Here is a 25,807-nt window from a genome sequence, read left to right as displayed (position 1 = left end):
TCTTCCGATCTGCTTGGGTGAGCAAGGCTCGCGAGCCTTGAATGTATTGGTGTGGGTCATGTCCTTGAGTGCCGTGCTGGTGATTGGTGCCGGCCTGCAAGTGATGGCTAAAAACTGGGCATTGGAAACCCCGATTCGTCACGTCGAAATTACCGGTGACTTGGTGCAGACGCAGCGTGAAGAGTTGTTGGCTTCACTTGAGCGCACGGTCAGAGGGAATTTTTTCACAGCCAACGTTAGCGAGTTGCAAGCCTTGGCACAGCGCTACCCTTGGGTGGCTCAGGCGCAAGTCAGCCGCCAATGGCCCGATAACCTGCGCGTGACATTGGTGGAAAAACGCGCCCTAGCGCATTGGGGCGATGACGGTTTAGTGAGCAGTCATGGCGATGTGTTTCGACCACAACGAGTCATGGGCTTAGCAGGCCTGCCGCGTTTGGATGGCCCGCGTGCGCAGTCGCGATTTGTATTGCAGCAGTACCAAGCAATGGACCGTATTTTGCACCGTGTGGGCTTGCGTATTGAGTCCTTGCAGTTAACGGGTCGGATGAGTTGGTTGCTGACCTTAGAAGGGGGCGTTGAGGTGTTGGTCGACGCACAAGACACCTTGGCCAAACTAGAGCGCTTTACCGTGCTTTATGACCGCCAGTTAGCCGCGGATATTGGCAGCATCGCACGCATTGATCTGCGCTATCGCAATGGCGTTGCCATTGGCTGGCGTCAGGGTTGATTTTAGTTTTTTGATTGAGGTAATCGGTCGCTCGCGACCAGGAAGGCAGAGATGGCAAATATGACACAGGCTCCCATGATTGTTGCGTTAGACATCGGCACCTCTAAGGTGGTTTGCATGGTCGCCCAAATTAACCAGGCGGAGCAGAGTCTGGAAATTGTGGGCTATGGCATGAAGCCATCGAAAGGCATGCGAAAGGGCGTGGTGGTCAATATTGACCAGATGCAGGAAGCCATTCAAAGCGCAGTAGCTGAGGCGGAATTGATGGCCGATTGCCGAATTCACTCGGCCTATATTGGTATCGCCGGCAGTCACATTGGTGGCCGCAATTCGCAGGCTGTTGTGGCTATTCGGGATGGCGAAGTCACGCAGACCGACATCGAGCGCGTGATTGATGCCGCTAAGTCCGGTGCCAACCCCGCAGACCAACGCATTCTGCATGTGTTGCCTCAGGAATTTATTGTGGACGACCAAGGGGATGTGCGTAACCCCTTAGGCATGGCGGGTGTTCGCCTTGAGGGCCATATCCACCTGGTGACCTGTTCAGCGAATGCAGCCCAAAATTTGGAGAAATGCGTTCGTGGTGCTGGCCTCGCCATTGATGACATCGTGCTTGAGCAAGTGGCTTCCAGCCATGGCGTGCTCACCGATGATGAAAAGGATTTGGGTGTTTGCTTAGTCGATATTGGCGGTGGCACCACCGATATCGCTGTCTTTGTTCGCGGCGCGATTCGCCACACGGCCGTGATTCCAATTGCCGGCGATCAAGTCACCAACGACATCGCCATGGCCTTAAGAACGCCCACGCCTGCCGCCGATGAAATTAAAGTGCGCTACGCCTGTGTCGTGCCACAAATGGTCGACCCTGAGCAAACCATCAGCGTGCCCGGCATGGGTGATCGCCCGGCGCGAACCCTGGCTCGTCAGACCTTGTCGGCCGTGGTTGAGCCACGCTACGAAGAGCTCTTCAGCATTGTGCAGATGGAGCTGGAGCGTTGCGGGTATGCCGATCAATTAGCTGCTGGTGTGGTAATGACGGGCGGCTCAGCCAAAATTGAGGGTGCGGTGCAGTTGGCCGAATCCATTTTCCATTTGCCTGTTCGCATTGGCATGCCGAAATCATTGAAGCTCGGCGGCATGGAAGAGCTATTACATAACCCGATTTATGCCACCGGCATTGGCCTGTTGTTCTACGGGATGCAGCGTACCCTGGCCTCCGGGCTGACAGGGTCAAATCGTGTGCAGCGTCGCGAAGACGAAGGCGCCAGTTTTATTGGAAAAATGAAGGGCTGGTTCGCCAGCAACTTCTGAGTATTGGCTCTTACGAGCAACAGTTTTACCGATGGCTAGGCGGGCCATCGGAAAGGGCAGGAAGCCTCACGGCGCAACACTTATAAAAAACGGCGGAAGCCCTTAGGGGCTGGAGAAATAACATGACGAACATTTTCGAATTTGCAGACAACACGCCGGAACTCGGCACAGCCATCATTAAGGTGATTGGTGTGGGCGGTGGCGGCGGCAACGCAGTTGAGCACATGGTTAATAGCGATGTGCAAGGCGTTGACTTCATCTGCGCGAATACCGATAAGCAGGCACTCAATAAAATGAATGCCAAAACCTTGCTGCATCTGGGTGATAACGTGACGCGCGGTTTGGGCGCTGGCGCAAATCCTGAAGTGGGTCGTCAGGCAGCGGTTGAAGATCGCGATCGTATTCGCGAAGCGCTGCAAGGCTCCGACATGGTGTTCATTACCGCTGGCATGGGCGGCGGTACGGGTACCGGCGGTGCGCCAGTGGTTGCTGAAGTTGCTCGTGAGATGGGCATTCTGACGGTCGGTGTGGTGACTAAGCCTTTCCCGTTCGAAGGCAAAAAGCGCATGGATGTGGCCGAGCAGGGCATCGAATCGCTGTCACATCATGTGGACTCGTTAATCACTATTCCTAACGGCAAGTTACTGCAAGTCCTCGGCAAGGTGTCGCTGGTAGACGCCTTCAAGGCCGCCAACAATGTGTTGCAGGGTGCCGTACAGGGCATTGCCGACATGATTCTGAATCCCGGCGTCATCAACGTCGACTTCGCCGACGTGCGTACGGTCATGTCCGAGCAAGGCTTGGCCATGATGGGCACCGGTTCGGCAAAAGGTGAAGAGCGTGCGCGCATCGCTACCGAAATGGCCATCCACAGCCCGCTGCTCGATGATGTTCAGCTCAAGGGTGCTCGTGGCGTGCTGGTGTCGATTGCAGCTAACGAAAGCCTGGGTCTAGACGAGTTCTCAACCGTCGGTGACATCGTGTCGAATTTTGCCTCCGAAACTGCCACGGTGGTGATCGGTACGATTCTCGACGAAACCTTGGGCGATGAAATTCGCGTCACGGTTGTGGCCACGGGCTTGCCGAAGGCCAGCGCAATGCGTGCTGCACAACCCAAGGCGGGTATGACTCTGGTGGCAGCTGCGCCAACCGTGCAAGTGGTGCAGCAACCCACAATGGCTGTGCCCGTGCAGCAGGTCGTTAATGGGGGTTCGGTGCCAGCGCCTGAGCAAGATCCGTATGCGAAGTACGATCGCCCAACCTGGGAGCGAAACAAAGAAGCCGGCAGTACACGTCGTGGTGATACCAGTTTGCTGAACATTCCAGCATTCCTGCGTCGTCAGGCTGATTGAGCCGTCAGGGCGGCTCTGCTACCATGAGCCACCTTTGACATGATTTGTTACAAATGCTCAAGCAACGTACCGTCAGACAAGTCATCCGCGCCAGCGGTGTCGGCCTCCACAGTGGCGAGAAAGTCTTTCTCGCCCTGAGGCCTGCGCCTGTCGATTCGGGTATCGTGTTTCGCCGCACGGACCTCGAACCGCCAGTCGTTATTCCGGCACAAGCCTTGCTGGTGCGCGAGACCATGATGTCATCCAATCTGGTGATGGGTGATGTCCGCGTCGGTACCGTTGAGCACATCATGTCGGCTCTCGCGGGCCTTGGCATCGACAACGCCGTGATCGATGTCAGTGCACCCGAGATTCCGATTATGGATGGCAGCGCTGGGCCTTTCGTGTTTCTGATTCAAGCCGCCGGAATCGTGGAACAGGAAGCGCCCAAGCGTTTTGCTCGCATTAAGCGCCGCATAGAAGTGAGAGACGGTGACAAGATTGCCGCCTTCGACCCTTATGATGGCTTCAAAGTGTCCTTCACCATCGACTTTGATCACCCTGCTTTTCGGGATGAGCATCGCTGGGCCAGCGTCGATTTTTCGACCACCGCCTTTGTCAATGAAGTGAGTCGAGCTCGCACCTTCGGGTTTTTACGTGATATTGAATACCTTCGTGCCAATAACCTCGCTCTCGGTGGCAGCATGGACAACGCTATCGTGGTCGATGATCAAGGTGTTATGAACCAAGATGGCCTGCGTTTTGAGGATGAGTTTGTCCGTCACAAAATGCTGGATGCCATTGGCGACTTGTATTTGTTCGGTATGGGCATTTTAGGTGCATATGAGGGTTTCAAGTCCGGTCATGCGCTCAATAACAAACTGCTCCGGGCCATATTTGATAATCCTGATGCTTGGGAAGAGGTCACTTTTCCAGATGAGCGCCTGACCCCGATCAGCTACGTCAAGGCGGATGCGATCCATTAATTGGCGCGTTGAATGCGATTGAAAAGATAAAAAACGCGCTTAAATTGCGCGTTTTTTATTCGTTTGTACCCTTGCGATTCTTGAGGGTATAGCTTGCCAAACGACGGAAACCTCCGCTAAGCTCCGAATTCTCCAAGGAATCTGCCATTTCTTGCAGATGCTTTGCCGCATTTTCACTTAGGGTTGGCAAGGGTTTTGCAGAGGTAGGTAGGCACGGGGACGCTGTTGAAATGAGAATGCGCAAGCGCTGAACGGAGTTGAATTCAGTGTGTTGCTTCAGTTGTTGCAGCAGGATTTTCTGTAGGTAGCGCAACTGGCTGGCGGTGGTCGCATGATCTGCGCACACGGTGAGTGTTCCTTCTCGCAGCGAAGTTAACCGGCAAGAAGACCGGATGGATTCATCAACTATTTGTTGCCAAATCATCTCATGGGTTGCGCGCAGGGAGTTCCCCTGCAGCAAAGGCGAAAAGCTGCCGAGCTTGAGTAAGTCTTTAAGTGCGGTCGGTTGTGCTTTTCGATTCATGAGTAGTGATCGCAGATCAAGGCGTTCAGCATGCGCAAAGTGCGCGCGTTCGCCAAGAGGTATTCGAGATGAACATTATTTTTTTTAACCGCAAGCATAATCGTCCGATTCGATTGCAGTTAAATCCTAAAATTATTGGCAGCGCGGCAGCAGGTCTGTTTGTGCTGGCCAGTAGCATCGGCGCGACTGGCTATTGGGCTTACAACAAGCTCACATCCTCGCCGGTGGCGCAGCTCAGTGCGGCTGACCTTGCGCAGCAGGAAGAGCTTGCTGCCATGGCCGCACGCATGGCCGATATTCAGGCCCGCATGATGCGTATCGATGCGTTGGGCGCACATTTGGCTGAGAGTGCCAAAGTGAAAGGGGACGAATTTGATTTTTCTCGCAAGCCGCCGATGGGTGGTCCAGAGCACCCCATTGAGCTGCCTGAAACAACAGCCGACGTCGATAAATCTTTATCTTCCTTAGGTACCGCTCTTGAGCTGCGCGAGGCGCAATTGTTAGCACTCGATAAAGTGCTGCAAAGCCGTCGTCAGCAGGTCAATCTCAATAACATGCCGGTGCGTGACGCCTACATCAGTTCAAACTTTGGCTATCGTGCAGACCCCATGACGGGTCGTACCGCATTCCATGGCGGCATTGATTTCGCCGGGACTGAAGGCAGCGATGTGTACTCAGTAGCGGACGGCGTAGTGACGTATTCTGGCCAACGCACAGGTTATGGCAATGTCGTTGAAATCAATCACGGCGATGGCTTGGTGACTCGTTATGCACATGCGCGTGCGGTCGCGGTGAAAGCTGGCGATATGGTCAGCAAAGATCAGCTGGTGGCCTATATGGGCTCGACGGGGCGATCCACGGGGACGCATTTGCACTATGAAGTGCTGCGTAACGGCAAACAAATTGATCCCACCACGTTTATTCGAGTCGCAAAACGCTAAATTCACCTGTTTTTGCGGTTCTAATAGCCCGGCCCTTGTGCCGGGCTATTGCTTTCTACATCTCTCTAGCACACAACACTTTCCAGACTAGGGAAAGCAGGTAGAATGTTGCGCTGATTTGCCTATCTTCTGAGTAGTGACCATGTTTTCTCGTTTTGTCAGCGGCTTGTTCGGTACCAAAAATAATCGTGAACTAAAGCGTATGCGTCAGATCGTCGAGCGCATTAATGCGCTTGAGGCCACGACGGATGCACTGTCTGATGAAGAGCTTCGGGCTAAGACGGCCTCGTTCAAGCAGCGCTTCCAAGCCGGTGAAAGTCTGGATGCGTTTTTGCCCGAAGCCTTTGCTGTTTGTCGAACGGCAGCTCAGCGTGTGTTGGGCATGCGTCATTACGATGTGCAGATGATTGGCGGTATTACGCTGCATGAAGGCCGTATTGCGGAAATGCGTACGGGTGAAGGTAAGACGCTGACGGCAACACTGCCGGCGTACTTAAACGCTTTGTCTGGTGAAGGCGTGCATGTGGTTACGGTGAACGATTACCTGGCCGCTCGTGACGCTGAATGGAACCGTCCGCTGTTTGAGTTTCTTGGACTCACCGTGGGTGTGGTGCGCTCGCAACAACCGCCAGAGGAGAAGCGTGCGGCTTATCGTGCTGACATCACCTATGGCACGAACAACGAGTTCGGTTTTGATTATCTGCGCGACAACATGGCGTTCCGATTAGAGGATCGCTTTCAGCGCGGCCATGCTTATGCACTGATCGACGAGGTCGACTCTATCCTCATTGATGAGGCACGTACCCCCTTAATTATTTCTGGCGCTAGCGAAGACTCTTCGCGTTTGTATACCCAGATCAATTTGCTCATTCCGCGCCTCACGCGTCAGGCTCAGGAAGAAAACGTCGATGGCGGTCACTATTGGATTGACGAAAAAGGCCGCCAAGTTGAGTTGACGGAAGCTGGTCATGAGTTTGTTGAGCAGTGCTTGGTGGAAATGGGGCTATTGGCGGAAGGAGAAAGCCTGTATTCGCCCGCCCATTTGAATTTACTGCATCACGTGCATGCTGCGCTCAAGGCGCATGTGCTGTTCCAGCGTGATGTGCATTACATCATCACGGGCCGTGACGTAGTGATTGTGGATGAGCACACCGGTCGTACCATGCCAGGTCGTCGCTGGTCCGAAGGCCTGCATCAAGCCGTGGAAGCCAAAGAAGGCATGCCGATTCAGGCAGAAAACCAAACACTGGCTACCACCACTTTCCAGAACTTGTTTCGCCTGTATCGCAAATTGTCCGGCATGACCGGTACGGCCGATACGGAAGCACCCGAGTTTCACCAAATTTATGGTTTAGATGTGGTGGTGATTCCAACGCATCGCCCGATGGTGCGTGTGGACCATGATGACTTGGTCTACTTAAGCCCAGAAGACAAGTACTTGGCGATTGTTAAAGACATCAAAGAGTATCGAGAGAAAGGCGCGCCGATTCTGGTCGGTACGGCGACGATTGAGACCAGTGAATTACTGTCGCGTCAATTGCAGAAAGAAGGCATTGAACATCGTGTTCTGAACGCCAAGTTCCACGAGCAAGAAGCTGAAATTGTGGCCCAGGCGGGCCGTTCCGGTACAGTCACTATCGCGACCAACATGGCCGGCCGTGGTACCGATATTCTGCTCGGCGGTAACTGGAAAGCCGAAGCCGCTAAATTAGGCGACGCTATTACACCGGAGCAAACCGAGGCGCTGCGTAAGGCTTGGGAAGAGGATCACGCCCGCGTAATCGCTGCGGGTGGCCTGCACATTATTGGCTCCGAACGACATGAGTCTCGTCGTATTGATAACCAGCTGCGTGGTCGTGCGGGTCGTCAGGGCGATCCGGGTGTGACGCGTTTCTATCTGTCGCTAGAAGACGATTTGATGCGTATTTTCGCTAGCGACCGTGTGAAGAGCATGATGCGTTCACTGGGCATGAAGCCGGGTGAAGCCATTGAGCATCCTTGGGTTTCGAAGTCGATCGAAGGCGCGCAGCGCAAAGTGGAAGCGCGCAACTTCGACATCCGCAAAAACTTGCTGAAGTATGACGACGTGGCCAATGAGCAGCGCCGTGCCATCTATACCCAGCGTGATGACATCCTCAGCACGGGCAGTATTCGTGAAAACGTCACGCTCATTCATGATGACGTGGTGGACAGCATTATTAATGCCTACATCCCGCCATTAAGCTTGGATGAGCAGTGGGACATTGCCGGTCTTGAGCAGGCATTACAGACTGACTTTGGCATGACCTTCCCCGTGCAGCTTTGGCTCGATGAAGACAGCAAGCTCGATGAAGAAGGCGTTCGTGCGCGTCTGCGTAAAGCGATTTTGCAAGCGTGGTTGGATAAGCGCGAACGCATGGGCGATGACACGGCTAACCAGCTAGAAAAGCAGGTCATGCTGCAGATTATCGACCGCCATTGGAAAGACCATCTGGCCGCCATGGACTACCTGCGCAAGGGCATTCATTTGCGTGGCTATGCCCAGAAGAATCCTGAGCAAGAATATAAGCGCGAAGCTTTCCAGCTGTTTGAGCAGCTCATTAACGCCGTTAAGTTGGAGCTGATCCAAACGCTGGCGCGTCTGCACGTGCCGACAGCGGAAGAAGTTGCTGCCATGGAAGCGCAGCGTGAAGCGGAAGCCAAGGCTATGGCCCTGCACTTCGATCATGCCGATGCCGCTACCGCTGAAGCCGAAATGGCTGCGGTTGAGGCCGGTGAGCCACTGCAGACGCCAGTCCGTGCCGATGAGCCGCAAACCTTTGTTCGCGATGGCGCGAAAGTAGGCCGCAACGATCCTTGCCCGTGTGGCTCGGGTAAGAAATTCAAACATTGTCACGGTCAGCTGGCCTAAGCCAGCTTAACGCTTAGTAAGGAGTTCGACATGGCTGTGGGTGATCTGTCGCTACCCGTCATGCTGCCCATCAACGGCGTGCGTATTGGCATTGCTGAGTCGGGCATACGGTATAAGAATCGTCGCGACCTCGTGGTTTTTGAAATTGCGGAAGGTGCAGCGACGGCGGCTGTGTTTACCACCAACGCTTTTTGTGCCGCTCCAGTGCATGTGGCCAAAGCACATTTGCAAGCGGGATCGCCACGTTACTTAGTGATTAACACCGGCAACGCCAATGCCGGTACCGGCGAACCCGGTATGGCAGCCGCTCAGGTGTCTTGCCAAGCATTAGCAGGATTGACGGGCGTAGCGCTTGAACAGGTACTGCCCTTTTCCACCGGCGTTATTGGCGAGTTATTGCCGGTAGCGCGCTTGCAGGCGGGCTTGCCTGCCGCCTTGGCAGCGCTGGATGCGGATAGCTGGACTGCAGCTGCGCACGGCATCATGACCACAGATACGCTGCCGAAAGGTGCCAGCGAGCAATTCACGGTAGACGGTAAGACCTACACCGTGACGGGCATCTCTAAAGGTGCAGGCATGATTCGTCCGAACATGGCCACCATGCTGGGTTATGTGGCGACGGACGCTGCGGTAGCGCCGGATGTGCTGCAAGCCCTGTTGCGTGATGTCGTGGAAGGCTCTTTCAATCGCATCACCATCGACGGCGATACCTCCACCAACGATGCCTGCGTCCTGATTGCTACCGGCAAAGCGGGAAATGCGCCAGTGACCCGACCTGAAGGCGAGCTTTATAGCGCCCTGCATACGGTACTGACCCGGGTCTTCTTGCGCTTGGCGCAGCTCATCGTGCGTGATGGTGAAGGCGCAACGAAATTCATGACGGTTCGCGTAGAAGGCGGCGGCAATATTCAAGAGTGTTGTGATGTGGCCTATGCCGTGGCGCATTCGCCATTGATTAAAACCGCGTTCTTCGCCTCTGACCCGAACTGGGGTCGTATTTTGGCTGCGATTGGTCGCTCCGGTGTGCCGACCTTGGATGTGTCGAAAATCAATGTCTGGTTAGACGATGTTTTGCTCTGCCAAAACGGCGGCGCGGCAGCGTCCTACACCGAAGCTCAGGGTGCCGCTGTGATGCAGCAGGCCGAGATCACTATCCGCATTGATTTGGGTCGTGGCAACTTTAGCGATACGGTTTGGACCTGCGACTTCTCCTACGACTACGTCAAAATTAACGCGGACTACCGTTCTTAAGTGCGTAAGTTCGCCCGCTCTGATGTCTAGCGCCTTGCTTCGCGTGGTTGCCGCGGTCATTCGTGAGCGCGATGGCCGCGTGTTGCTCGCGCAGCGTCCCTTGCACACGCATCAGGGGGGCTTGTGGGAGTTTCCCGGGGGCAAAGTCGAGGCGGGCGAGACCGAAGCGCAAGCCTTAAGCCGCGAGCTCACCGAAGAGCTCGGGTTAACACCTACCGCGCTTGAGCCGCTCATTCGTATTCGCCATGACTATCCCGATAAATCGGTTGAGTTGTCGGTGTGGCAAGTTACACGTTGGACCGGCGAGTCTTATCTAACGGGTTTACCGGAAACGCCTCACCAGCTAGGCCGAGAAGGGCAGCCTGTGGCGTGGGTAAGCCCAGATGATCTACTTCAACGTCCTTTCCCTGCGGCCAACCGACCCATCGTGTCGGCTGTGCGTATGCCCATGCGGTGGCGTATTACCCCCGCGTTTGCATCGCTGACGGCTCTTCAGTCCTGGGCTGAGCAGCGCCTGCCGGCTGCCCTGCAAGCCTCTTCAGATCAGCGCGAGGGCTGGCTGCTGCGCCTACCGCACTGGTCCGCAAAGAACTATGCACAGGCTGCCGACTATCTTCAGCGCTTTTTGTTGACGCATGCCGCACACGATCATGTTGCACTGAGCCTGCATGGCGAGACGGCCTTGCTGAAGCAGTGGCCGGCCGTAACGCATTTCCACCTAACGCAGGGGCAGGTTCAGCAGTGCCTAACGCAGGGCGTGGTGCTGGAGACGCTTAAGGCGAGGCCAGAGCAGCAATTCACGGCGGCCTGCCATAGCGCCGACGAGCTCGCCAGCGCCACGCAGCTAGGGGTGGATGCTGTGTTCTTGTCGCCTGTGCTAGACACGCCATCCCATCCGGGTGCGGCGACCTTGGGCTGGCCGTCATGGGCATCGCTTGTGCGCGGGGCCACGGTGCCGGTTTACGCTTTGGGGGGCGTTACGCCAAGTCATGCGGCTTATGCCCGCTCATTAGGCGGGCAGGGTGTGGCCGGCATCAGTCAGTTTTAGCAGCATCGAAATCATCCAGATCAGGCGGTGTAGTGGCTGGAATGGCATATTTTTCGCTAGCCCACGCGCCTAGATCGAGCAGACGGCAGCGATCGCTGCAAAAAGGCTTGTAGGTCGCCGCAGCACCCCAAACCACGGGCTTGCTGCAACTCGGGCACTTCACCACGCGGGTGACCGAGGAGGATGTGTTTTCCGCTGTCATGCTGACGCTAACTCCAAATACTGTTGATGCAGTGTATCTAACTGACGCTGCAAATCCGCCACGCTGCCTTCATTGCTAACGATGTCATCGGCTCTTGCCATGCGTTGGCCACGCGACCATTGCGCTTGCATGATGGCCTTAATCTGTTCTGCGCTAACGCCATCGCGTTGGCTGGCACGGAGCATTTGCGTGGCCTCGCTGACATCAATCAGCAGGGTGCGCTGCACAAAATTGACCTGGCCACTTTCCCACAGCAAGGGCGACGCCAGTACCGCATAAGGTGATGTAGCGGCCTGCAGTTGTTGTCTTAAGCCTTCGCGTATGGCCGGGTGAGTGATAGCCTCAAGCGCCAATCGTTGCTCAGGATCGGAGAACACCCGCTGACGTAGCCACGGACGATTGAGCTGGCCACTTTCGAGCAAGACCTCATCGCCAAAATATTGATGAATAGCCGTTAACGCGGGTTGGCCCGGCGCCACAATTTCCCGTGACACCACATCGGCATCCACAATGGTGATGCCCAGGGAGTGCAAGTAATCCGTTGCTGCTGTTTTGCCGGAGCCAATGCCGCCGGTGATGCCTAAAATCCAGCTTGCCATGCTGCGTTTTCTCTACAAAGGAAGTGGGAACCAGAACAACAGCAACCCCGAGGCTGCAAGCGCAGGGCCGAAGGGGAACTCCCCCAGTGCGCCTTTACGGACTCTGAACCAGAGCGCAATAAGCAACCCCAGCAACGAAGATATAAGCAGAAGTTGGGGCAGCACTAAACCACCCAGCCAGGCACCCAGCGCGGCGAGTAATTTTGTATCGCCACCGCCCAGGCCATCGCGACCGGTGACTAATCGGAAGCCGGTCGCCATGAGCCAGAAAACGGAGAAGCCGGCCATGGCACCCCAGAGCGCTTGCTGAAGGCTTAGGCCTAACGGGTTTTGGCCGATGCTGGCGAGAAATAGCCCGACCCAAAGTAGCGGTAGGGTGATGCGATCGGGCAGCCATTGGCTATTCCAATCGATGATGCCACCGACCACCAGCGTCATTGAGAAGCCGTAGACCGCAAGCGCGCCCAACACATCTCCGCTGAACTGCCACGCCACTACCGCTAAGACGGCGCTGATGAGCTCCACCAGCGGATATCGAATACTGATGGCGGCGCGACAGTGGCTGCAGCGTCCGCGCAGGGATAGCCAGCTGAGCACTGGGATGAGGTCACGGTAGCGAATGGGGGTTGCACACTGTGGGCAGTGAGAGCGCGGCAGACTCAGCGACAATGAGGGCGTGGGTGAAGCGGATTCCGGCTTGATGCCTTGCTCCACCAGGTAGGCCTCCAGCTCTGCTTGCCATTCTTGCTCAATGATGCGCGGCAAACGATAAATCACGACATTGGCAAAGCTGCCCAAAATCAGGCCGAGCAGGGCGATTAAGGCCAGCAGCAGGGTGTTATCCATCAAATCGCATTTCCTAGTTCAAACAAAGGCAAGTACAGCGCCATGACGATGATCCCGACGAGCACACCGAGGCCCGCCATTAATGCCGGTTCAAGCAACTTGAGTAGCAAAGTACAGCGACTCTCAAGTGCATCTTCAAAGTGTTTAGCCAACTCATCTAGCAGACCGACGAGCATACCGGATTCCTCGCCAATCGCGATCATCTGTGCGCTATGGGAGGGATAAGTTGCCAGTGATGCAAGGCTATCTGAGAGTCGTTGGCCCTGAGCAACCGCTTGATAAATCTCAGCTTGGGCAGGAGACAGCGGCGACTCCGCCACCAAGCTCGCGCTTTCAGTGAGGGCGTCCAATAAGGGTAGCCCGGCGCGTAGGGTTTCGTGGAGTGTACGGTGCCACAAACCTAACCAATAGGCTTTGGATAGGCCGCCGGCTAAGGGTAAATGCCATAAGACCTTGAGTAAAAATGATCGAAATGGTGCTCGCGTTCTCCAGCCGTGCCTAGCCCAAAGCAACAGCACCGTCAGCAGCGCGATACTGGGAATGGTCAGCCATTGAACGAGCGTACTCAGCGCCATGATCTGGAGAGTCAGCCACGGTAATTCAGCACCAAAGCTTTGATAGAGATCGGCAAAGCCGGGCACGACCCGCCACAGCAGAAAAGTGGTGACAGCCAGTGCACCCATAAGCACAGCTAATGGATAGCGTATCGAAGCTACCACTTGGGCCTTTAATTGGATGCGCCGCGCCTGCCACTGCGCTAGGCGCTGAATCTGAAGATCGAGCTGACCAGAGCGCTCCGCCACGGCCAGCAGTTGCACATCGCTGCGTCGGAATCCGGCTTGATGCGCCAGCGTTGCGGCAAACCCTTGACCTTGCTCGATGCCCGTCAGAACCGGCTGCCAATAGGCTTGCAGGTTGCTAGAGCACTGCAGATGCAGCAGCGATAACGCAGGGTGAAGGGCAATACCCGCGTGTAATAACGTCGCCAGTTGCTTAAGCCAGCGTTGCTGCTGAAGCGCAGAGGCCGGCTTAGGCTTCCTCATAGCCCAGTACGCGATGCAATTCATGGCGACTGACAGAGCCTTGTTGCCACAAGGCTTCACCGTTAGCGCGTAAGCTCGACCAGCCGGACTTTACCGCACAGGCTTGAAGCGCATGCCTGTCTGCACCCGAGAGGCAGAGCTGGGCTAGTGCGGGTGACATCTCAATATGCTCAAACAAACCAATGCGCTGGCTATGGCCTTGTTGGCAGGCCTCACAACCGTGTCCGGCGCTAAAACCACCGTGCTGGGTGTCAATGACTTTGCACCGATCACACAAGCGCCGGATAAGTCGCTGCGTGACAACCAAGCGCAAACTATCGGCGAGCAGGTAGGCGGGAACACCTAAATGCCGCAATCGGCCGAGTGCTTCAATTGCAGTGCCTGAATGTAATGTGGACAGCACGAGATGCCCGGTTTCCGCGGCCTGTAAAGCCATTTCTGCGGTTTCACGATCACGAATTTCACCGACCATTAAAACGTCTGGGTCCTGACGAAGCAGGGCTTTAAGTATTTCAGCAAAGCCCAAGCCTATACGCGGTTGTATGGGCGTTTGGTTAATGCCGGGTAGTAGTCGCTCAACGGGATCTTCAATAGTAGCGATGTGACGGTGACGGGCATTTAGGTGCTGTAAACAGGCGTAGAGCGAGGTGGTTTTGCCGGCGCCGGTGGGGCCGGTGATCAGGATCAAACCGTCCGGCCGGGTCAAATGATGAAGCAAGGCATGCTCAGTGCTCGCGGGAAGATGTAATGCGGCTAGCGTTGCCGTGTTACCTGCATCCGCTAGTCGCAAGCACAGCTTCTCGCCATGCAGAGTAGGGATGCTCGCCACACGAATGTGGCTCAGCCCCTGGCCAGCATCGCCAAGGCGACCATCTTGAGGTAGTCGCTTCTCGGCCAGATCCATTTGCGCCATCACTTTCAGCCGAGAAACCAGTCGTGGCTGCCAAAGTGGGGGTACATCGAGCCAGTCCTGCAGTAAACCATTAATCCTTAAGCGCAGGCAGGCTCCTTGCGGCTGCGGATCAATATGCAGATCAGATGCCCCGAGTTGCTGAGCTCGTATCAAGAGCGAGGTGACCCAGGGCACCACCTCTTGGTCTTGCCGAGGCAAAACCAAGCCTTCCGACAACATCAGGCTCATGGCAGTTGCCCTTAAATTGCGAGACCGGTTTGCTGTTTGCTGCAGCTAGGCGCAGACCCGTTGGCCACTGTTTTTCCAGTCCAGATGGCATCGCCGGCACTGGTGTCGACCTGCATTTCAATTTTGCAGGACCCCGCCTCGTTATTCCCTACGACCGCGACAGTCAGGGTTGTGCTGGTGCTCGACACGGTGATGCCATTGCTGGCCGCATACTTGGGCTGAGGCAGGGTGGTTTGAATTTCAGCGGCGGTATCGCACGCTGAACTGGTCATTCCGTTCTCTAGTAGGCACTCGGAGATAGCTAACTTTAACGGCTCGATCTGGCTGAGATTGACGGACCATTTCGCCCGCATGACGTAGTTTTGATATTGCGGAATTGCCACAGCGGAGAGAACGCCGACGATCGCGATCACGATCATGAGCTCGATCAAGCTAAATCCGTGTTGTGATGGGTGCTGTAACTGAACGGGATATTTCATGGTGTGGCCTCCTTGCCAAGGCGGGAGATGCTGAGTGATCTCACGCAGAGCCGCATGCTCATGACTAAAGGCTAGGAACGAAACATCGCTTTCGCTAGGGCCGTCTGAAACTAAATTTTAAGCAGGTCGGTGTGGGGGCTGCGCTTGTCAGGGCGAGGGTGGCTCGTTATTATCGCCGCCCACACAAACGCTCGTTTGTGATTTTGCCGGCATAGCTCAGTAGGTAGAGCAGCGCATTCGTAATGCGAAGGTCGGGGGTTCGACTCCTCTTGCCGGCACCATATAAATCAACAGCTTGGCGTGAATAATGCGCCGTCTATCGCTCAGTTAACGAGTTATTGTCCAATAGCTGTCGAGATGTACTTTTGGATGATGTTGATTATTCGATAGCATCATTTTCCAAGCGATAGAAGCAGCACATCCATTTCGTTAGACGTGCTGCTCAACTTCAACTCAGCGCTCCAAGCCGTTCTGTCTAGAACGGCTTGGTACCACATTTAAAAAAGTAGGGTAAAGAATTGACCGGGGCCGGTACGGTGACATCGGCAGGGCCTTTAAATTCGCGGCTGGTTTCCACATGCACCCAGCAACCTTTTGGTAAGTAGACCTTTCGCGTGATCGCGCCCTGGGTAACAACCGGCGCAACGATGACATCTGGCCCCAGCATCCATTGTTGGTCTTCAGAGCGGGCACGGGCGTCGTCTGGGTAGTGGAACCAGAGGCCGCGTGTCGGTGGAATGCCGGTCTCTTGCGCTTCCTTCCACAAACGCATAATTAAAGGCGCTGCGGCCAAGTGTAAGTCGGCGGCTTTGCGCCAATGCGCTAAGGTTTGATCACCGTAGAACCATGGCATGCGCACGCCATTGCTGGATGAGTTATGCACGCGGAAAACGGGCGATAACGCGGCCCAGAATGACCAGCGGGTAAAGAGCTCTGCATCCGCAGCGCCCACATGGTAGTCAAAGTAACCGCCAATATCGGTATTGAAACCATAGGAGCCCGTCGCGCTTCGGCTCAACATGTCGGTAGTGAGTGAGGCGATGCCGGAGGCGCGTGACCAGTCACTGGTTTCATCGCCAGGGAAGTTGGCCGACTCATAGGCGGAGCTGCCTTTGCGGCCGGAGTAACCTGCGCGAGTCCAGAAAAATACCTTGCGGCCTGTTTTTTTCTCGACGTCATCCAGCACGTCACGCGTGGTTTTATGGAACAACGTGGGGTAGTGGTTATGCATGGTTTCGCCGGTGCTGCCATCGTGAAAATGCATATCCAACGCAATGTGTTCGCCAAAGTCTTGCATGAATCCATCGGCGCTCAGATCCAGCACCATTTCACGGATGCGGCCCTGCCACCACTTCACCGCTTCTGGGTTAGTGAAGTCGATAGCTGCTCCGAGACCGCCAAAGGGCGTGCCAAAGAAATAGGGCAGGCCCAAGCGGTCGGTGGTGACATATCGGTTGGTAATCGCCTCCACAAATGTCTCTTGGCGCTCGGTATTGGCGGGGTCAATGCCCACATAGTTGCGAATATACAAATAGGCTCGAATGCCGCGCTTATGCAATGTTTGGATGATCTCTCGGCTGCTCTCACGCGGGAGAATTTCCCAGCCCTCAAATACGTAGCCCTTAATCGGCAACTTGTCTGCGTCAATGCGCTTTAAGTCATCGCGTATTTTTGCTTCATAGGTCTCGGCAGTATCGGCCTCGGCAGAGAGTACGCGCACGGCACGAGACAGCGTTGGGCCCAAGTCGGCGGGGTCGGGCACGCGGTGCCGCCCTTGAATGCTCGACAGGCTTTTCACAATCGAGGGCAGGCTGCCGGGAATGACCAGGTAGGTCATTTCAGCCCCAAGGGTGTTGACTTGCCACGCATTCGGGTTGGCAGCGCCCAGGTTGTAGCGCGAGGGTTTGGTGCTATCCAAAAAGAAGCCGTAACCGCCGGTGGACGCAAAGGCCGTGGAGATGTAGTAGGCCGAGTCTTCACCGGAGGGAAACATGAACGAATTACCGCTGCCGGAGAGTGGGTCGGCAACAGGTGCTGCGGGCCCGGCACCCACATTTTGTGCCTGAATGAAGTTGGTTAACGACTTGCCGCGTTGGTTTACCGCGTTGTGGCGGCCGCCAAAACCATGAAAGGACTCATCCGCTTTCAGGACAAAGCTGTCAGCGATAAATGCGACGCCGGCAGAAGGCGTGACGGAGACGCTGACTGCGAAACTGGAGGCTTCGTCTTCAACAATGCGTGCGGTAATGACGCGACCCGTCGGGTCATTGGTGGCAATGGTGAGTTCAACGCCACGAGGAATGGCCTTCGCCGCAGTGACTTGGGTGCCGTGAAACTGAACGCCGACCAGTGCTTGAGTAATGTAATTCCCTACCCAAGGCGTGGCGCGTAACTGGGGCGATACGGAGGCTCCCAGCAAAAAACTGAATGGGGCATGAAGGAGTTGGTCTGGAATCAGATTGCCGCCTGCGGGTTGATCCAGTACAAGCCCGGGTTGCAACGGGCCAGCGGGGGAGCTTGCCTGTTTAAGCACCAAGGCATTTTGCGCATTATAAAATCGGACTTGCAGGGGGTTGCGATCAATTTCGACGCGACCCGACGCGGACTTGAGCGTGAGCATTTGCTCACCCATGACCAACTGCGACGCAGCGGCTTGGCGACTGGCAGCGGTTTCTTTTTCGCTATTACAGGAACTCAAAGCGAAGGGAATTAGTGACGCACAAAATAGCAGCGACCAACGCGTGGATCGTATTTTTGGCCGCAAGGTTGCAAGGAAGGAAGGGCGCATCTTTTTAAGCTCCGCTAAATAAATTCAAATTGACGCAATCCGCCATGGCGGCATAGCCCAATGGACTGGGGTGCAAGTTGTCGCCACTGTTGTATTGAGGTACTAGATAGCCCGGCCGATCTGGGTCACTCAGGCAGGCTTCGAAATCCACTACCCCGTCACTTAATTTTTGCTGACGAATCCACGCGTTGGTTTCATCACGACCCCGGCGCGCTTCTGCAGTGCCGTGCAGGATTTGCACATGCAAAGGGGTCGCGCCTAAAACGGGAAGGCCATCCCAGACGCTGCCTTCGGCTGGCGGGATAGTGCCCAGCACAATTTTTAGTCCAGCCGCTTGCACGCGCTCCACAACGGATTTCAAGCCCGCAATCATTTCTGCAGAGGTGGGGGCCGCGCCAAGATGGGGGTTGCCAAAGTCATTGGTGCCGATCATCAGCAACACATGGCTAACGCCGGTGGTTTGCAGAACGTCCGTTTCCAGTCGTTTCACGAGTGCGGGGCCAAACTGGGGCAGCCAGCCATCATTAAGCAGCTCGTTGCCGCCAATGCCAGCATTGGCCACAGCGATGGGAAGCCCGGCTTTGAGGATGCGGCGCTGTAAATGATTCGGATAGCGTTGATCGGTGGCGGTCATGCCTTGGCCTTGTTTACCGAGAAAGCTCGTGGTGGAGTCGGAGCCATCCGTAATCGAATCCCCCACAACGACCAGTGTTTTTACGCTCGGGCGACTCAGCACCTCTAGCGCTTCAATGACCAGGAAGTTGCTGGTATAGCCTTCGGGTGATTGCTGATAGGCGGCGCCACTGGCATCGGCGGCATGATCCCCGGGTGTGCTGAGATAAACGAACTCATTTGCCCCCAAATGGCGCGTGACTTGTGGCGTGAGGCCTGGGGCATGAAAACTAATGCTAACGCGCTCAAATGGGGTAATTGAATAATGAGTCCAATCACTGACGCGCGTTTCACCGGGCTTTAGGGTGACTTTGGATTGGCCATCAAATGTGAGCAAGCACTGACTGTCGGGTATGACATCGGCGCTGCCCGGCGCGCGTTCGCGTGCAACATGCACGCGATCCAGCTCTACCGGCAGGCTGGAATAGCGATTGGTGATGCGAAGGCGAACAGTCTGCCCTGGCCAGTGAGGTGCGAAGGACTGGCGCACCGAGAGGCCAGAAATCGGGTGGGTGATGAGGGCGTCACTGGGGGCATTTTTCCAGGACGTCACGATGTGCTGCTCGTGGGTATCGGAGACCGGCGTGCAGGGCTTTTCGAGCGATGACGCAGGGCGATTGTTTGCCGACTCCTGTTGGCTGGGACGGTCGCTACATGCCGTTAGTAATGCAAACGCCAGTGAAGGGAAGACAAGCGAGCCAAGCGTTGAAACGTGAGAAGTCATGGTGGCTTCAATACCTTGTTATTCTTATTTGATACGCTGAAGTGTCAGAATAAATGTGATACTTTCTAGTGTCAACTTTCTTTATGTAGCCGTTATGACTTCGCCCACGACTGATTCGGAATCTGAAACAACCGCAGCTACTGGCAAACAGGGGCGTCCTTATGCGGGCATGGCGGCAACACAGCGCCAGCTTGAGCGTCGAAATAAGCTGATCGAGGCGGGTGTGGTACTGATTGGCCGCGATGGTTTTGCGACGGTCACCATTGATGCTGTTTGCGCGGAGGCGGGGCTAACCAAGCGCTATTTTTATGAGGCTTTTTCGAGTCGTGAAGGTTTGCTCACGGCGGCTTATGAGTCAGTCACCCAAGAGTTTCTGCAAAGCATATTAATAGCGACCCTGCCGCATCTTCAGGATGCGCGCCAGTTGGTTCGCTCGGGGCTTACAGCGACCTTTGGCTTTGTGAAAAGACACCCCGAAAAAGGTCGCCTGTTGATGATTGAGGCGATGTCGGTTCGCGGGCAGTTAAGTCACGTCTTTGGTCAGCGTTATGACGATTTCGTGAAGTTATTAATCGATTTTACGCGTCCATTGTTGGTGCAGGATGCGCCATCCGATGGTGTGTTCAATGTCATGGCAAAGGGCATGGTGGGCGCCATTATTCATCTCTGTCATGGTTGGATTGCGACTGACTTTATGCAGCCTGAGCAAGAGCTAATTGAAGGGATGGAGCGGATCATGGCGGGTATAGGCAAGGAGTTAGGGGTCAAGGGTTGGGTCGTTCCCTCGTAAGCAGCAGCTAGGCAGCATGCAGATTTATCAGTACATTTTTTAAGCTGGCGGCCTGAGGGGTTTCGCTTTAAACTGACATTACAGCCGGTCAAAAAAGCCGGTAATAAAAATAATAAAGAGAAATGTCATGCGCCATGTTCTGAGCTCATGCCTGTGGCTGACAACTGCCCTTTTAGTGGCCTGTGGCGAAGATTCGTCCGTCAAAATCCCCAGCTCACGTACGTTGCCCACGATAACGATGCAGGTTAGCCCGGCGGCTGTGCCAGAGGGTGATGCCCCTCGTGTTCTGGCGCTAACACTTCGGCGACAAGGCGAAGATCTATCCGCGGCGAGTTCCGTGCGCCTTCAGGCGTTGCCAGACACAGCGACCGCTCAAGATTTTGAGGTATTAGACACGGTCGTGACCTTTGCGCCGATGCAAACCGAGGCAACGGCTAATCTCACCATTCTCGGTGATACCACCGTGGAGCCCGATGAAGCCTTGACGTTGCGGTTGTCCGAGCCGCAACAAGCCACTCTGCCGTTGCCGAATCAACGCCTCACACTCACCAATGACGACCAAGCGCAAGCGCGCGTGAGTGTGCTGGGCCAGTCGGTGGCAGAAGGTCAGCGTGGCGTAACGCAGGCCGTGGCAACGTTTCGATTAGCAGAGGTATTGGACCAAGCCACTGTGGTCAAGTTCACCAGTGTTGATAACTCGGCCATCAGCACCAGCGGACTGGCCGATTATGTCGGGCGTGTCAGTGACTCAGTGACCATTCCTGCGGGCCAGCTCTCGGTAGTGGTGCCGTTTGATATTCGTGGCGATGGGCGTTTTGAACCCGATGAATCCTTCACCGTCAAAATTCTAGAGGTCGTTGGTGGGGTTGCAGAAGCGGGTCAAGATCGCGCGGAAATCACGATTAATAATGACGACCTGAAGTCGCCCTTCAAGGTCGGCGCCTCACGCGTGGATAGCACGCCAACCGAATCGCTGTGTACCGGCGGATATGGCATTTTCTGCGGCTGGTATGCCGCGGCGTCTCGACCCAATGCGATTGGTGGCCAGGACACGCTGTTTACCCGTGCGATGGTGGTGAGCCGCGAGGCGATTGCCACTGAGCAAGAGCAGTCGGTCGTCATCATCACGACCAGCGCCATTGGTGTTTTCGCGGCCTATAAAGATGAAGTGACCACCGATGGTCGTGTGCTTAAGCGTCCTGGCCTCTATGACACGCGAGTACGTTTGGCTGAGGCTTTGGGCATCCCCGTGGACCGGATCTTTATTCAGTCGGACCATTCGCATCGCGCCCCTGACACCATTGGCATTTGGGGTGGCGTGCCAGCCAGCTTCTACAGCCGACTCCAGCAAGACATGCTGACGGCGGCCAAACAAGCGTGGCAGCAGCGCCAGCCCGCTGAGCTGTATGTTGGGGCGATTGATGGCGACAAAATTGCCTGTCCTGCCCAGTATTTTATTGATGCAAACGCGAACCTCGGAAAGTCCAAGTTGCCGCGCTGCACGGTAAAGTCGCTGTACAACTTTGACCCCAATAAATGGGTTGACGATGAGTTTCGTGTGCTCGAGGCTCGTCACCCCGATACGGGTGCTCGTATCGCGACATTTATCAATTACTCGCCCCATGCCACAGTCTTAGACGACACCGGCGATGCTGTTTTTTCCGGAGACTGGACCGGTTGGGCCGCCGCCATGCTGGATACAGACGGTGCTGTGGGCTTGGCTACTGTGGGCACCTTGGGTCGCACCGACTTCAAATCTGAAAATGATGAAGGTGATGGCACCGTGCGCAACTTAGCGCGTGAAAAGTCAGCGCGTGCGCGGCTACGCTATTTCCTCGACTCGCTTTACCAAAGTGAGTCAGCGACGACAGGAGTGCCAGGGGTAAAGCCCTTTGTGCGCGTGAAGGGAGACCGCATCGCGAGCGCAGAGTGGTTTATTCGTGAAACCGTGACGAACCCCATTTTCTTTGGCAACTATGCGCCCTTTGTCGGCATTCCTGGACGCGGCTACCCCTCCGATACCCAGGCCAGCATTGACCGCGCCATTTTGCCGCCCTTCCTCAATGGCAACCTCCTGGGTACGTTTGCGGGCGCATTCCGTATTGGCGATTTGTTCTTCGGCACGGCCCCCGGCGAAGAGTTCCCAAATGCTCAGCAACAGCTGCGTGACGCCGGTGGGGTAGGCGGGGCGCAAATGCATTTCTTCTTAGGTGCCACGAATGACTTCTTGGGTTATATGGGGCCGGCCAGTAGTTATGATCAGGTCGTCGCCCAAGGTGCGACGTATTTTTTCTGCCCGCCGGGCGAGTTTGAAAGCAACGGTCGCGATGTACTAAGCCCCATCACCTCGCCTTTAGGCTATGAGGCGGGGCGCTTAATGGATGAGGGCTCTTGCCCGGATCATTTTGTGCTTATGTCATCGCCCCATATTGGCGATCATGTGGCTTGCTCAATTCAGAAAGCCAGCGCGCGCATCGGCTTCACCGCCGGTGAACTGCCGCCGCAATGCCAACTGTTAACGGCAACGGACGATGTCTTATCACCTAGCCAATCGGTGGGCGCTCAAGTACCTGTGGGCGCTGATCGCTCCGCACCTGTCAGCCTGATGGGCATGCTGCAAAATGCGCTGGTGGATCTCCTAAATACGATCCAAGCAGCCATTTCCGGGCAATGGAATGGGGTGGTGAGCGGTGTCCAAACGGTATTGAGTCATGCCATCCAAGCCGCGAGTGAATTATTGAATGCCGGCTTGGCGGTGTTTGCCAGTGAGGACCCGGCGACGGGCCTGAGCAATTTGTTGACGGGCGTGGCTCCCGGTGATGTGGCCCGTGCCGGTGTTGCCGTTGTGGATATGACGCCCGATGTTGGTTACTGCGCTGGCCAGTATTGCGATGTCACCGATAAGCCAGATGGCTTAAGTGGTGGCGACATTGACCCATTCCTGACGCATAAGTCTAAAGAGTCCAGTTATGGTGTGCAGTCGCGCTTAACGGCGCGTGCCATTGTGCTGGAAGGGATTAATAAGAAGCGCATTGCGCTTATCAAAACCGACAATTATTTAGCGCAAGATGCATTGCTCCGGCGCGTTGGCCAGCTCTTGCAAGCCGCCGGTTCGCAGGTCGGCTACGAGCAAATTCTACACATGGTGACGCACAATCACTCGTCGTCCTACTCTGCTACACCGGCCTGGGGTGTCTGGATTTTCCAAGATATTTTTGACCCGCGTTTCTTTGAGCGCCAAGCACGCGCTATGGCCTCTGCCATTTTGCAGGCGGAAACCAATCTGGTGCCAGCACGCATGGGTGCCACGGTGATTCGTCACAAGATTTTTAAAGGCAATGTGGTGAGATTGGCAGTAGCCAATGACGGCACGCCGGCGGGTTATCCGCTGGAGTACGGCGATCTTGGCCTCACCGTGATGCGTCTGGACGATATGTCTAAACCGCAAGCACCTAAGCCGTTGGCGATTTGGATGAACTGGGGTGAGCACCCAGAGTCTTTAGATACCCACAAGCTGCATAGCGCCGACTTTCTCGCGGCGTTGGAGCGATTTGTGGATCGTGAGGCGGGTGTTCCCTTGGTCTTTAGTCAGGGCGATGTGGGCAGTGCGGAAGCCTCGGGCAATAGCGAGCAGCTCATGGCTGATGATGGCCAAGTGTGTGGTCGTCATGCGCCCTCGGGCTCACGGGACTCGCAATGTGCGCCGGGCCAAGGCGTGGTGCGTGATTGGAATCACAAAGGCTATGCACAACTAGAGCGTGCCGTGCGCTTTCTCGCCGATGATGTTCTGAAGGCCTGGCATGCCATTGGCCGTAAAGAAGGTTCAGTGAAATTAAGCAGCGACTTTGTCGTGGATTATCGCAATGCGAAAGTTCCTGGGCCGCTGTCGCACCCATACCCTGCGGTGTCGAATTGCAGTACCAAGACGACCGTAGAGGGCGATGTGGGGGTGCCAATTGCGGGCTTCCCGGACTGTGGCCGCTATGGCTTCCCGGGCGACAATCCGCTGAGCGGGCAGCTTGGGTTGGTCTATGCCACGTTGAAAGCCGAAGGCATTCCCTTGCCCGATCACTACGACGCCACCGCATTTACGGGTATTGAAGAGAATTTACGCATTTTCCTTCAGGCCTTTCGTATCGGGGAAGTATTGCTGGCCTCCTGCGCTTGCGAGGCTCAGGCGGACCTTATCTTGAATTTGGAGTCCCGTTTAAATCAAACAGCTGATGATATTTATGCGGGCTTTGATTGGTACTGCGTCGCCGAAGATAAGGGCTTAATCCCACGTGACGCTCGCTACGCTGCAGCCTGTAATTTGCAGCGCAACGCCTACTACGATGTTCGCGAGTTCCCCACCAATATCCCCGGCGTCTTAGATAACGAGGGAGGCCGCCGCGATCGCGTGCGTGCGCAAATTCATAACGATGCCCAAGGGTGGGATCGTGTGGAGAATGTCTTGGCTGCGAATGCCGAGGCTACGGATACACGCCGTATTTGGGGCAACTTCAGTCGCACGGAGCTACCACCTCAACGCGGCTACGCCTTGCCCGTGGGCATTGGTCATGCCGGCGACTATGTCGGCTACACGGTGAGTTACCGAGAGTTTATGAGCCGCGATAGTTACCGTAAGGCGCTGACCAGTTACGGCCCGCATACAGCGGATTATATGGTGACTCGCCTGGTGCAAATGGCGGGCGCGATGAAGGGAGGCCCTGAGTTATTGGCCGAACCGCATGATGCCTTAGCGCAAGTGGATGAGGTGCGTCAGAAGGCGCAATCGTTGGCGTTGGGCCAAGTCACCGGTGCTGCCTACGATGCCTGGCTGGCGGCATTGCCAGCTGATCAAGGTCCGGCGCAAGCGGTGCGTCAGCCCAGCACGATTCCGCTCTTTAGTGCCGCTACCTTCCGTTGGCGCGGGGGAAATACCCAAATCGATAATCCTTTCGTGACGGTTTCTCGTTGTATTCAGGAAAATGCAGGAAGTTGCCAAAGCTGGCAACCGTTTGCGGACATGACAGGTGAGGTGCAAACGCGGGTGCATTGGCCGCAAGGTTTGCCGGGCATGGTGTCTACCTATGCAGGTCAATTTGCTTGGGAGTGGACGGCCAACTTTGAGGCCTTTAAAGCCTTCCCTGCGCGTATGGGTAGTACGCCTCTGGGCCTGTATCGCTTCGAGGTCATCGGCTGTATTCAGGATGTGATGACCGCTCCGGCCGATCACTTGCCCGGCCGCGCAGCAACGGGTTTGCGTGCGCTACTACCGGATCTGCTCGACTATCAGCTTAGCAAAATCATGCCGATGGATTGCCCGGGTGGCGCCACGCGCTATGAGCTGAGCTCGAATGCTTTCCGCGTAACCGATGGGCCGTGGCGCCGAACGTATACGTCAGATTTCCCCTACATTTCTGACGAGTCGGGTAGAGACACGCGCTTCTGCGAGCAGTGTAGTTTTAGACCGTGGATGCAGTGAGTCGTCGCAGCCTGCGTGGGGCATAAATCATGCCCCACGCAGCGGCTT

General features: G+C 55.7%; 19 protein-coding genes and 1 tRNA gene. 11 read left to right on the top strand and 9 right to left on the bottom strand.

From position 1 onward, the window contains the following. The 4 genes from AC14IB_RS02005 to lpxC all read left to right on the top strand — a co-directional run. A partial coding sequence (locus AC14IB_RS02005; RefSeq protein WP_484230320.1) for a cell division protein FtsQ/DivIB occupies positions 1-727 on the top strand: 727 nt, incomplete at its 5' end. A 51-nt stretch (positions 728-778) separates the two neighbouring features. Further along, positions 779-2,038 (top strand): cell division protein FtsA, encoded by a 1,260-nt coding sequence (ftsA, locus tag AC14IB_RS02000; protein ID WP_068858203.1) that lies wholly within the window; start codon positions 779-781, stop codon positions 2,036-2,038. Positions 2,039-2,169: 131 nt separating this feature from the next. Next, a complete protein-coding gene (gene ftsZ / locus AC14IB_RS01995; protein WP_068860557.1) occupies positions 2,170-3,390 on the top strand; it encodes a cell division protein FtsZ in 1,221 nt (406 codons plus the stop codon). 53 nt (positions 3,391-3,443) lie between these two features. After that, on the top strand, positions 3,444-4,355 hold the full coding sequence (gene lpxC / locus AC14IB_RS01990) for a UDP-3-O-acyl-N-acetylglucosamine deacetylase (protein WP_484230319.1): 912 nt from the start codon (positions 3,444-3,446) through the stop codon (positions 4,353-4,355). A 55-nt stretch (positions 4,356-4,410) separates the two neighbouring features. Here lpxC and AC14IB_RS01985 read toward each other — a convergent pair whose 3' ends face one another. After that, entirely contained in the window at positions 4,411-4,878 is a 468-nt protein-coding gene (locus tag AC14IB_RS01985) for a DciA family protein (protein ID WP_484230318.1), read from the bottom strand. Positions 4,879-4,946: 68 nt separating this feature from the next. Between AC14IB_RS01985 and AC14IB_RS01980 the strand changes: the two genes are divergently transcribed. From AC14IB_RS01980 to AC14IB_RS01965, 4 genes are all read left to right on the top strand, one after another. Beyond that, positions 4,947-5,819 carry a M23 family metallopeptidase gene (locus AC14IB_RS01980; protein WP_484230317.1) on the top strand — a complete coding sequence of 291 codons (873 nt, stop codon included), beginning with the start codon at positions 4,947-4,949 and terminating at the stop codon, positions 5,817-5,819. A gap of 142 nt (positions 5,820-5,961) precedes the next feature. Further along, complete coding sequence (gene secA / locus AC14IB_RS01975; protein ID WP_484230316.1) at positions 5,962-8,709, top strand: preprotein translocase subunit SecA; 2,748 nt, start codon at positions 5,962-5,964, stop codon at positions 8,707-8,709. 30 nt (positions 8,710-8,739) lie between these two features. Next, complete coding sequence (argJ, locus tag AC14IB_RS01970) at positions 8,740-9,960, top strand: bifunctional glutamate N-acetyltransferase/amino-acid acetyltransferase ArgJ (RefSeq protein WP_484230315.1); 1,221 nt, start codon at positions 8,740-8,742, stop codon at positions 9,958-9,960. A gap of 22 nt (positions 9,961-9,982) precedes the next feature. Continuing rightward, on the top strand, positions 9,983-11,008 hold the full coding sequence (locus AC14IB_RS01965) for a Nudix family hydrolase (RefSeq protein WP_484230314.1): 1,026 nt from the start codon (positions 9,983-9,985) through the stop codon (positions 11,006-11,008). Here AC14IB_RS01965 and AC14IB_RS01960 read toward each other — a convergent pair. Genes AC14IB_RS01960 through AC14IB_RS01935 form a run of 6 tightly spaced genes read right to left on the bottom strand, consistent with a single transcriptional unit; the run spans position 10,995 to position 15,318 of the window. After that, complete coding sequence (locus tag AC14IB_RS01960) at positions 10,995-11,210, bottom strand: DNA gyrase inhibitor YacG (protein WP_484230313.1); 216 nt, start codon at positions 11,208-11,210, stop codon at positions 10,995-10,997. The genes AC14IB_RS01965 and AC14IB_RS01960 overlap by 14 nt on opposite strands. After that, on the bottom strand, positions 11,207-11,809 hold the full coding sequence (coaE, locus tag AC14IB_RS01955) for a dephospho-CoA kinase (protein ID WP_484230312.1): 603 nt from the start codon (positions 11,807-11,809) through the stop codon (positions 11,207-11,209). Before coaE ends, AC14IB_RS01960 begins: the two co-directional genes overlap by 4 nt. Positions 11,810-11,821: 12 nt before the next feature. Further along, positions 11,822-12,655: a prepilin peptidase gene (locus AC14IB_RS01950; RefSeq protein ID WP_484230311.1), complete on the bottom strand. Its 834-nt coding sequence runs from the start codon at positions 12,653-12,655 to the stop codon at positions 11,822-11,824. Beyond that, positions 12,655-13,698: a type II secretion system F family protein gene (locus AC14IB_RS01945; protein WP_484230310.1), complete on the bottom strand. Its 1,044-nt coding sequence runs from the start codon at positions 13,696-13,698 to the stop codon at positions 12,655-12,657. The genes AC14IB_RS01950 and AC14IB_RS01945 overlap by 1 nt, the downstream gene beginning before the upstream one ends. Then, positions 13,685-14,839 (bottom strand): GspE/PulE family protein, encoded by a 1,155-nt coding sequence (locus AC14IB_RS01940; RefSeq protein ID WP_484230309.1) that lies wholly within the window; start codon positions 14,837-14,839, stop codon positions 13,685-13,687. Before AC14IB_RS01940 ends, AC14IB_RS01945 begins: the two co-directional genes overlap by 14 nt. Before the next feature lie 11 nt (positions 14,840-14,850). Continuing rightward, a complete protein-coding gene (locus tag AC14IB_RS01935) occupies positions 14,851-15,318 on the bottom strand; it encodes a pilin (RefSeq protein WP_484230308.1) in 468 nt (155 codons plus the stop codon). A gap of 205 nt (positions 15,319-15,523) precedes the next feature. Here AC14IB_RS01935 and AC14IB_RS01930 point away from each other — a divergent pair. After that, positions 15,524-15,599 (top strand) — tRNA-Thr (locus AC14IB_RS01930). 194 nt (positions 15,600-15,793) lie between these two features. Here AC14IB_RS01930 and AC14IB_RS01925 read toward each other — a convergent pair. Then, positions 15,794-18,106 (bottom strand): TIM-barrel domain-containing protein, encoded by a 2,313-nt coding sequence (locus tag AC14IB_RS01925; RefSeq protein WP_484230307.1) that lies wholly within the window; start codon positions 18,104-18,106, stop codon positions 15,794-15,796. A gap of 4 nt (positions 18,107-18,110) precedes the next feature. Then, positions 18,111-19,502, bottom strand: a complete 1,392-nt coding sequence (locus AC14IB_RS01920; RefSeq protein WP_484230306.1) for a GDSL-type esterase/lipase family protein — start codon at positions 19,500-19,502, stop codon at positions 18,111-18,113. Positions 19,503-19,596: 94 nt separating this feature from the next. Here AC14IB_RS01920 and AC14IB_RS01915 point away from each other — a divergent pair, with 94 nt between their 5' ends. Continuing rightward, on the top strand, positions 19,597-20,292 hold the full coding sequence (locus tag AC14IB_RS01915; RefSeq protein ID WP_484230305.1) for a TetR/AcrR family transcriptional regulator: 696 nt from the start codon (positions 19,597-19,599) through the stop codon (positions 20,290-20,292). Between the two features lie 127 nt (positions 20,293-20,419). After that, positions 20,420-25,759: a Calx-beta domain-containing protein gene (locus tag AC14IB_RS01910; RefSeq protein ID WP_484230304.1), complete on the top strand. Its 5,340-nt coding sequence runs from the start codon at positions 20,420-20,422 to the stop codon at positions 25,757-25,759. Positions 25,760-25,807 lie beyond the last annotated feature (48 nt).

The sequence above is a fragment of the Perlucidibaca sp. genome, from assembly GCF_057084925.1.
Note: the sequence above shows the minus strand (reverse complement) of the source record. Positions and strands in the feature narration are given on the sequence as shown.

Excerpts from the sequence above, each read along its gene's own strand:
- AC14IB_RS01985 (WP_484230318.1), bottom strand. The coding sequence starts at position 4,878 with ATGAATCGAAAAGCACAACCGACCGCACTTAAAGACTTACTCAAGCTC.
- ftsA (WP_068858203.1), top strand. The coding sequence starts at position 779 with ATGGCAAATATGACACAGGCTCCCATGATTGTTGCGTTAGACATCGGC.
- coaE (WP_484230312.1), bottom strand. The coding sequence starts at position 11,809 with ATGGCAAGCTGGATTTTAGGCATCACCGGCGGCATTGGCTCCGGCAAA.
- AC14IB_RS01910 (WP_484230304.1), top strand. The coding sequence starts at position 20,420 with ATGCGCCATGTTCTGAGCTCATGCCTGTGGCTGACAACTGCCCTTTTA.
- lpxC (WP_484230319.1), top strand. The coding sequence starts at position 3,444 with ATGCTCAAGCAACGTACCGTCAGACAAGTCATCCGCGCCAGCGGTGTC.
- secA (WP_484230316.1), top strand. The coding sequence starts at position 5,962 with ATGTTTTCTCGTTTTGTCAGCGGCTTGTTCGGTACCAAAAATAATCGT.
- AC14IB_RS01950 (WP_484230311.1), bottom strand. The coding sequence starts at position 12,655 with ATGGATAACACCCTGCTGCTGGCCTTAATCGCCCTGCTCGGCCTGATT.
- AC14IB_RS01920 (WP_484230306.1), bottom strand. The coding sequence starts at position 19,502 with ATGACTTCTCACGTTTCAACGCTTGGCTCGCTTGTCTTCCCTTCACTG.
- AC14IB_RS01965 (WP_484230314.1), top strand. The coding sequence starts at position 9,983 with ATGTCTAGCGCCTTGCTTCGCGTGGTTGCCGCGGTCATTCGTGAGCGC.
- AC14IB_RS01940 (WP_484230309.1), bottom strand. The coding sequence starts at position 14,839 with ATGAGCCTGATGTTGTCGGAAGGCTTGGTTTTGCCTCGGCAAGACCAA.
- AC14IB_RS01960 (WP_484230313.1), bottom strand. The coding sequence starts at position 11,210 with ATGACAGCGGAAAACACATCCTCCTCGGTCACCCGCGTGGTGAAGTGC.
- AC14IB_RS01945 (WP_484230310.1), bottom strand. The coding sequence starts at position 13,698 with ATGAGGAAGCCTAAGCCGGCCTCTGCGCTTCAGCAGCAACGCTGGCTT.
- AC14IB_RS01925 (WP_484230307.1), bottom strand. The coding sequence starts at position 18,106 with ATGCGCCCTTCCTTCCTTGCAACCTTGCGGCCAAAAATACGATCCACG.
- AC14IB_RS01935 (WP_484230308.1), bottom strand. The coding sequence starts at position 15,318 with ATGAAATATCCCGTTCAGTTACAGCACCCATCACAACACGGATTTAGC.
- AC14IB_RS01980 (WP_484230317.1), top strand. The coding sequence starts at position 4,947 with ATGAACATTATTTTTTTTAACCGCAAGCATAATCGTCCGATTCGATTG.
- AC14IB_RS01915 (WP_484230305.1), top strand. The coding sequence starts at position 19,597 with ATGACTTCGCCCACGACTGATTCGGAATCTGAAACAACCGCAGCTACT.
- argJ (WP_484230315.1), top strand. The coding sequence starts at position 8,740 with ATGGCTGTGGGTGATCTGTCGCTACCCGTCATGCTGCCCATCAACGGC.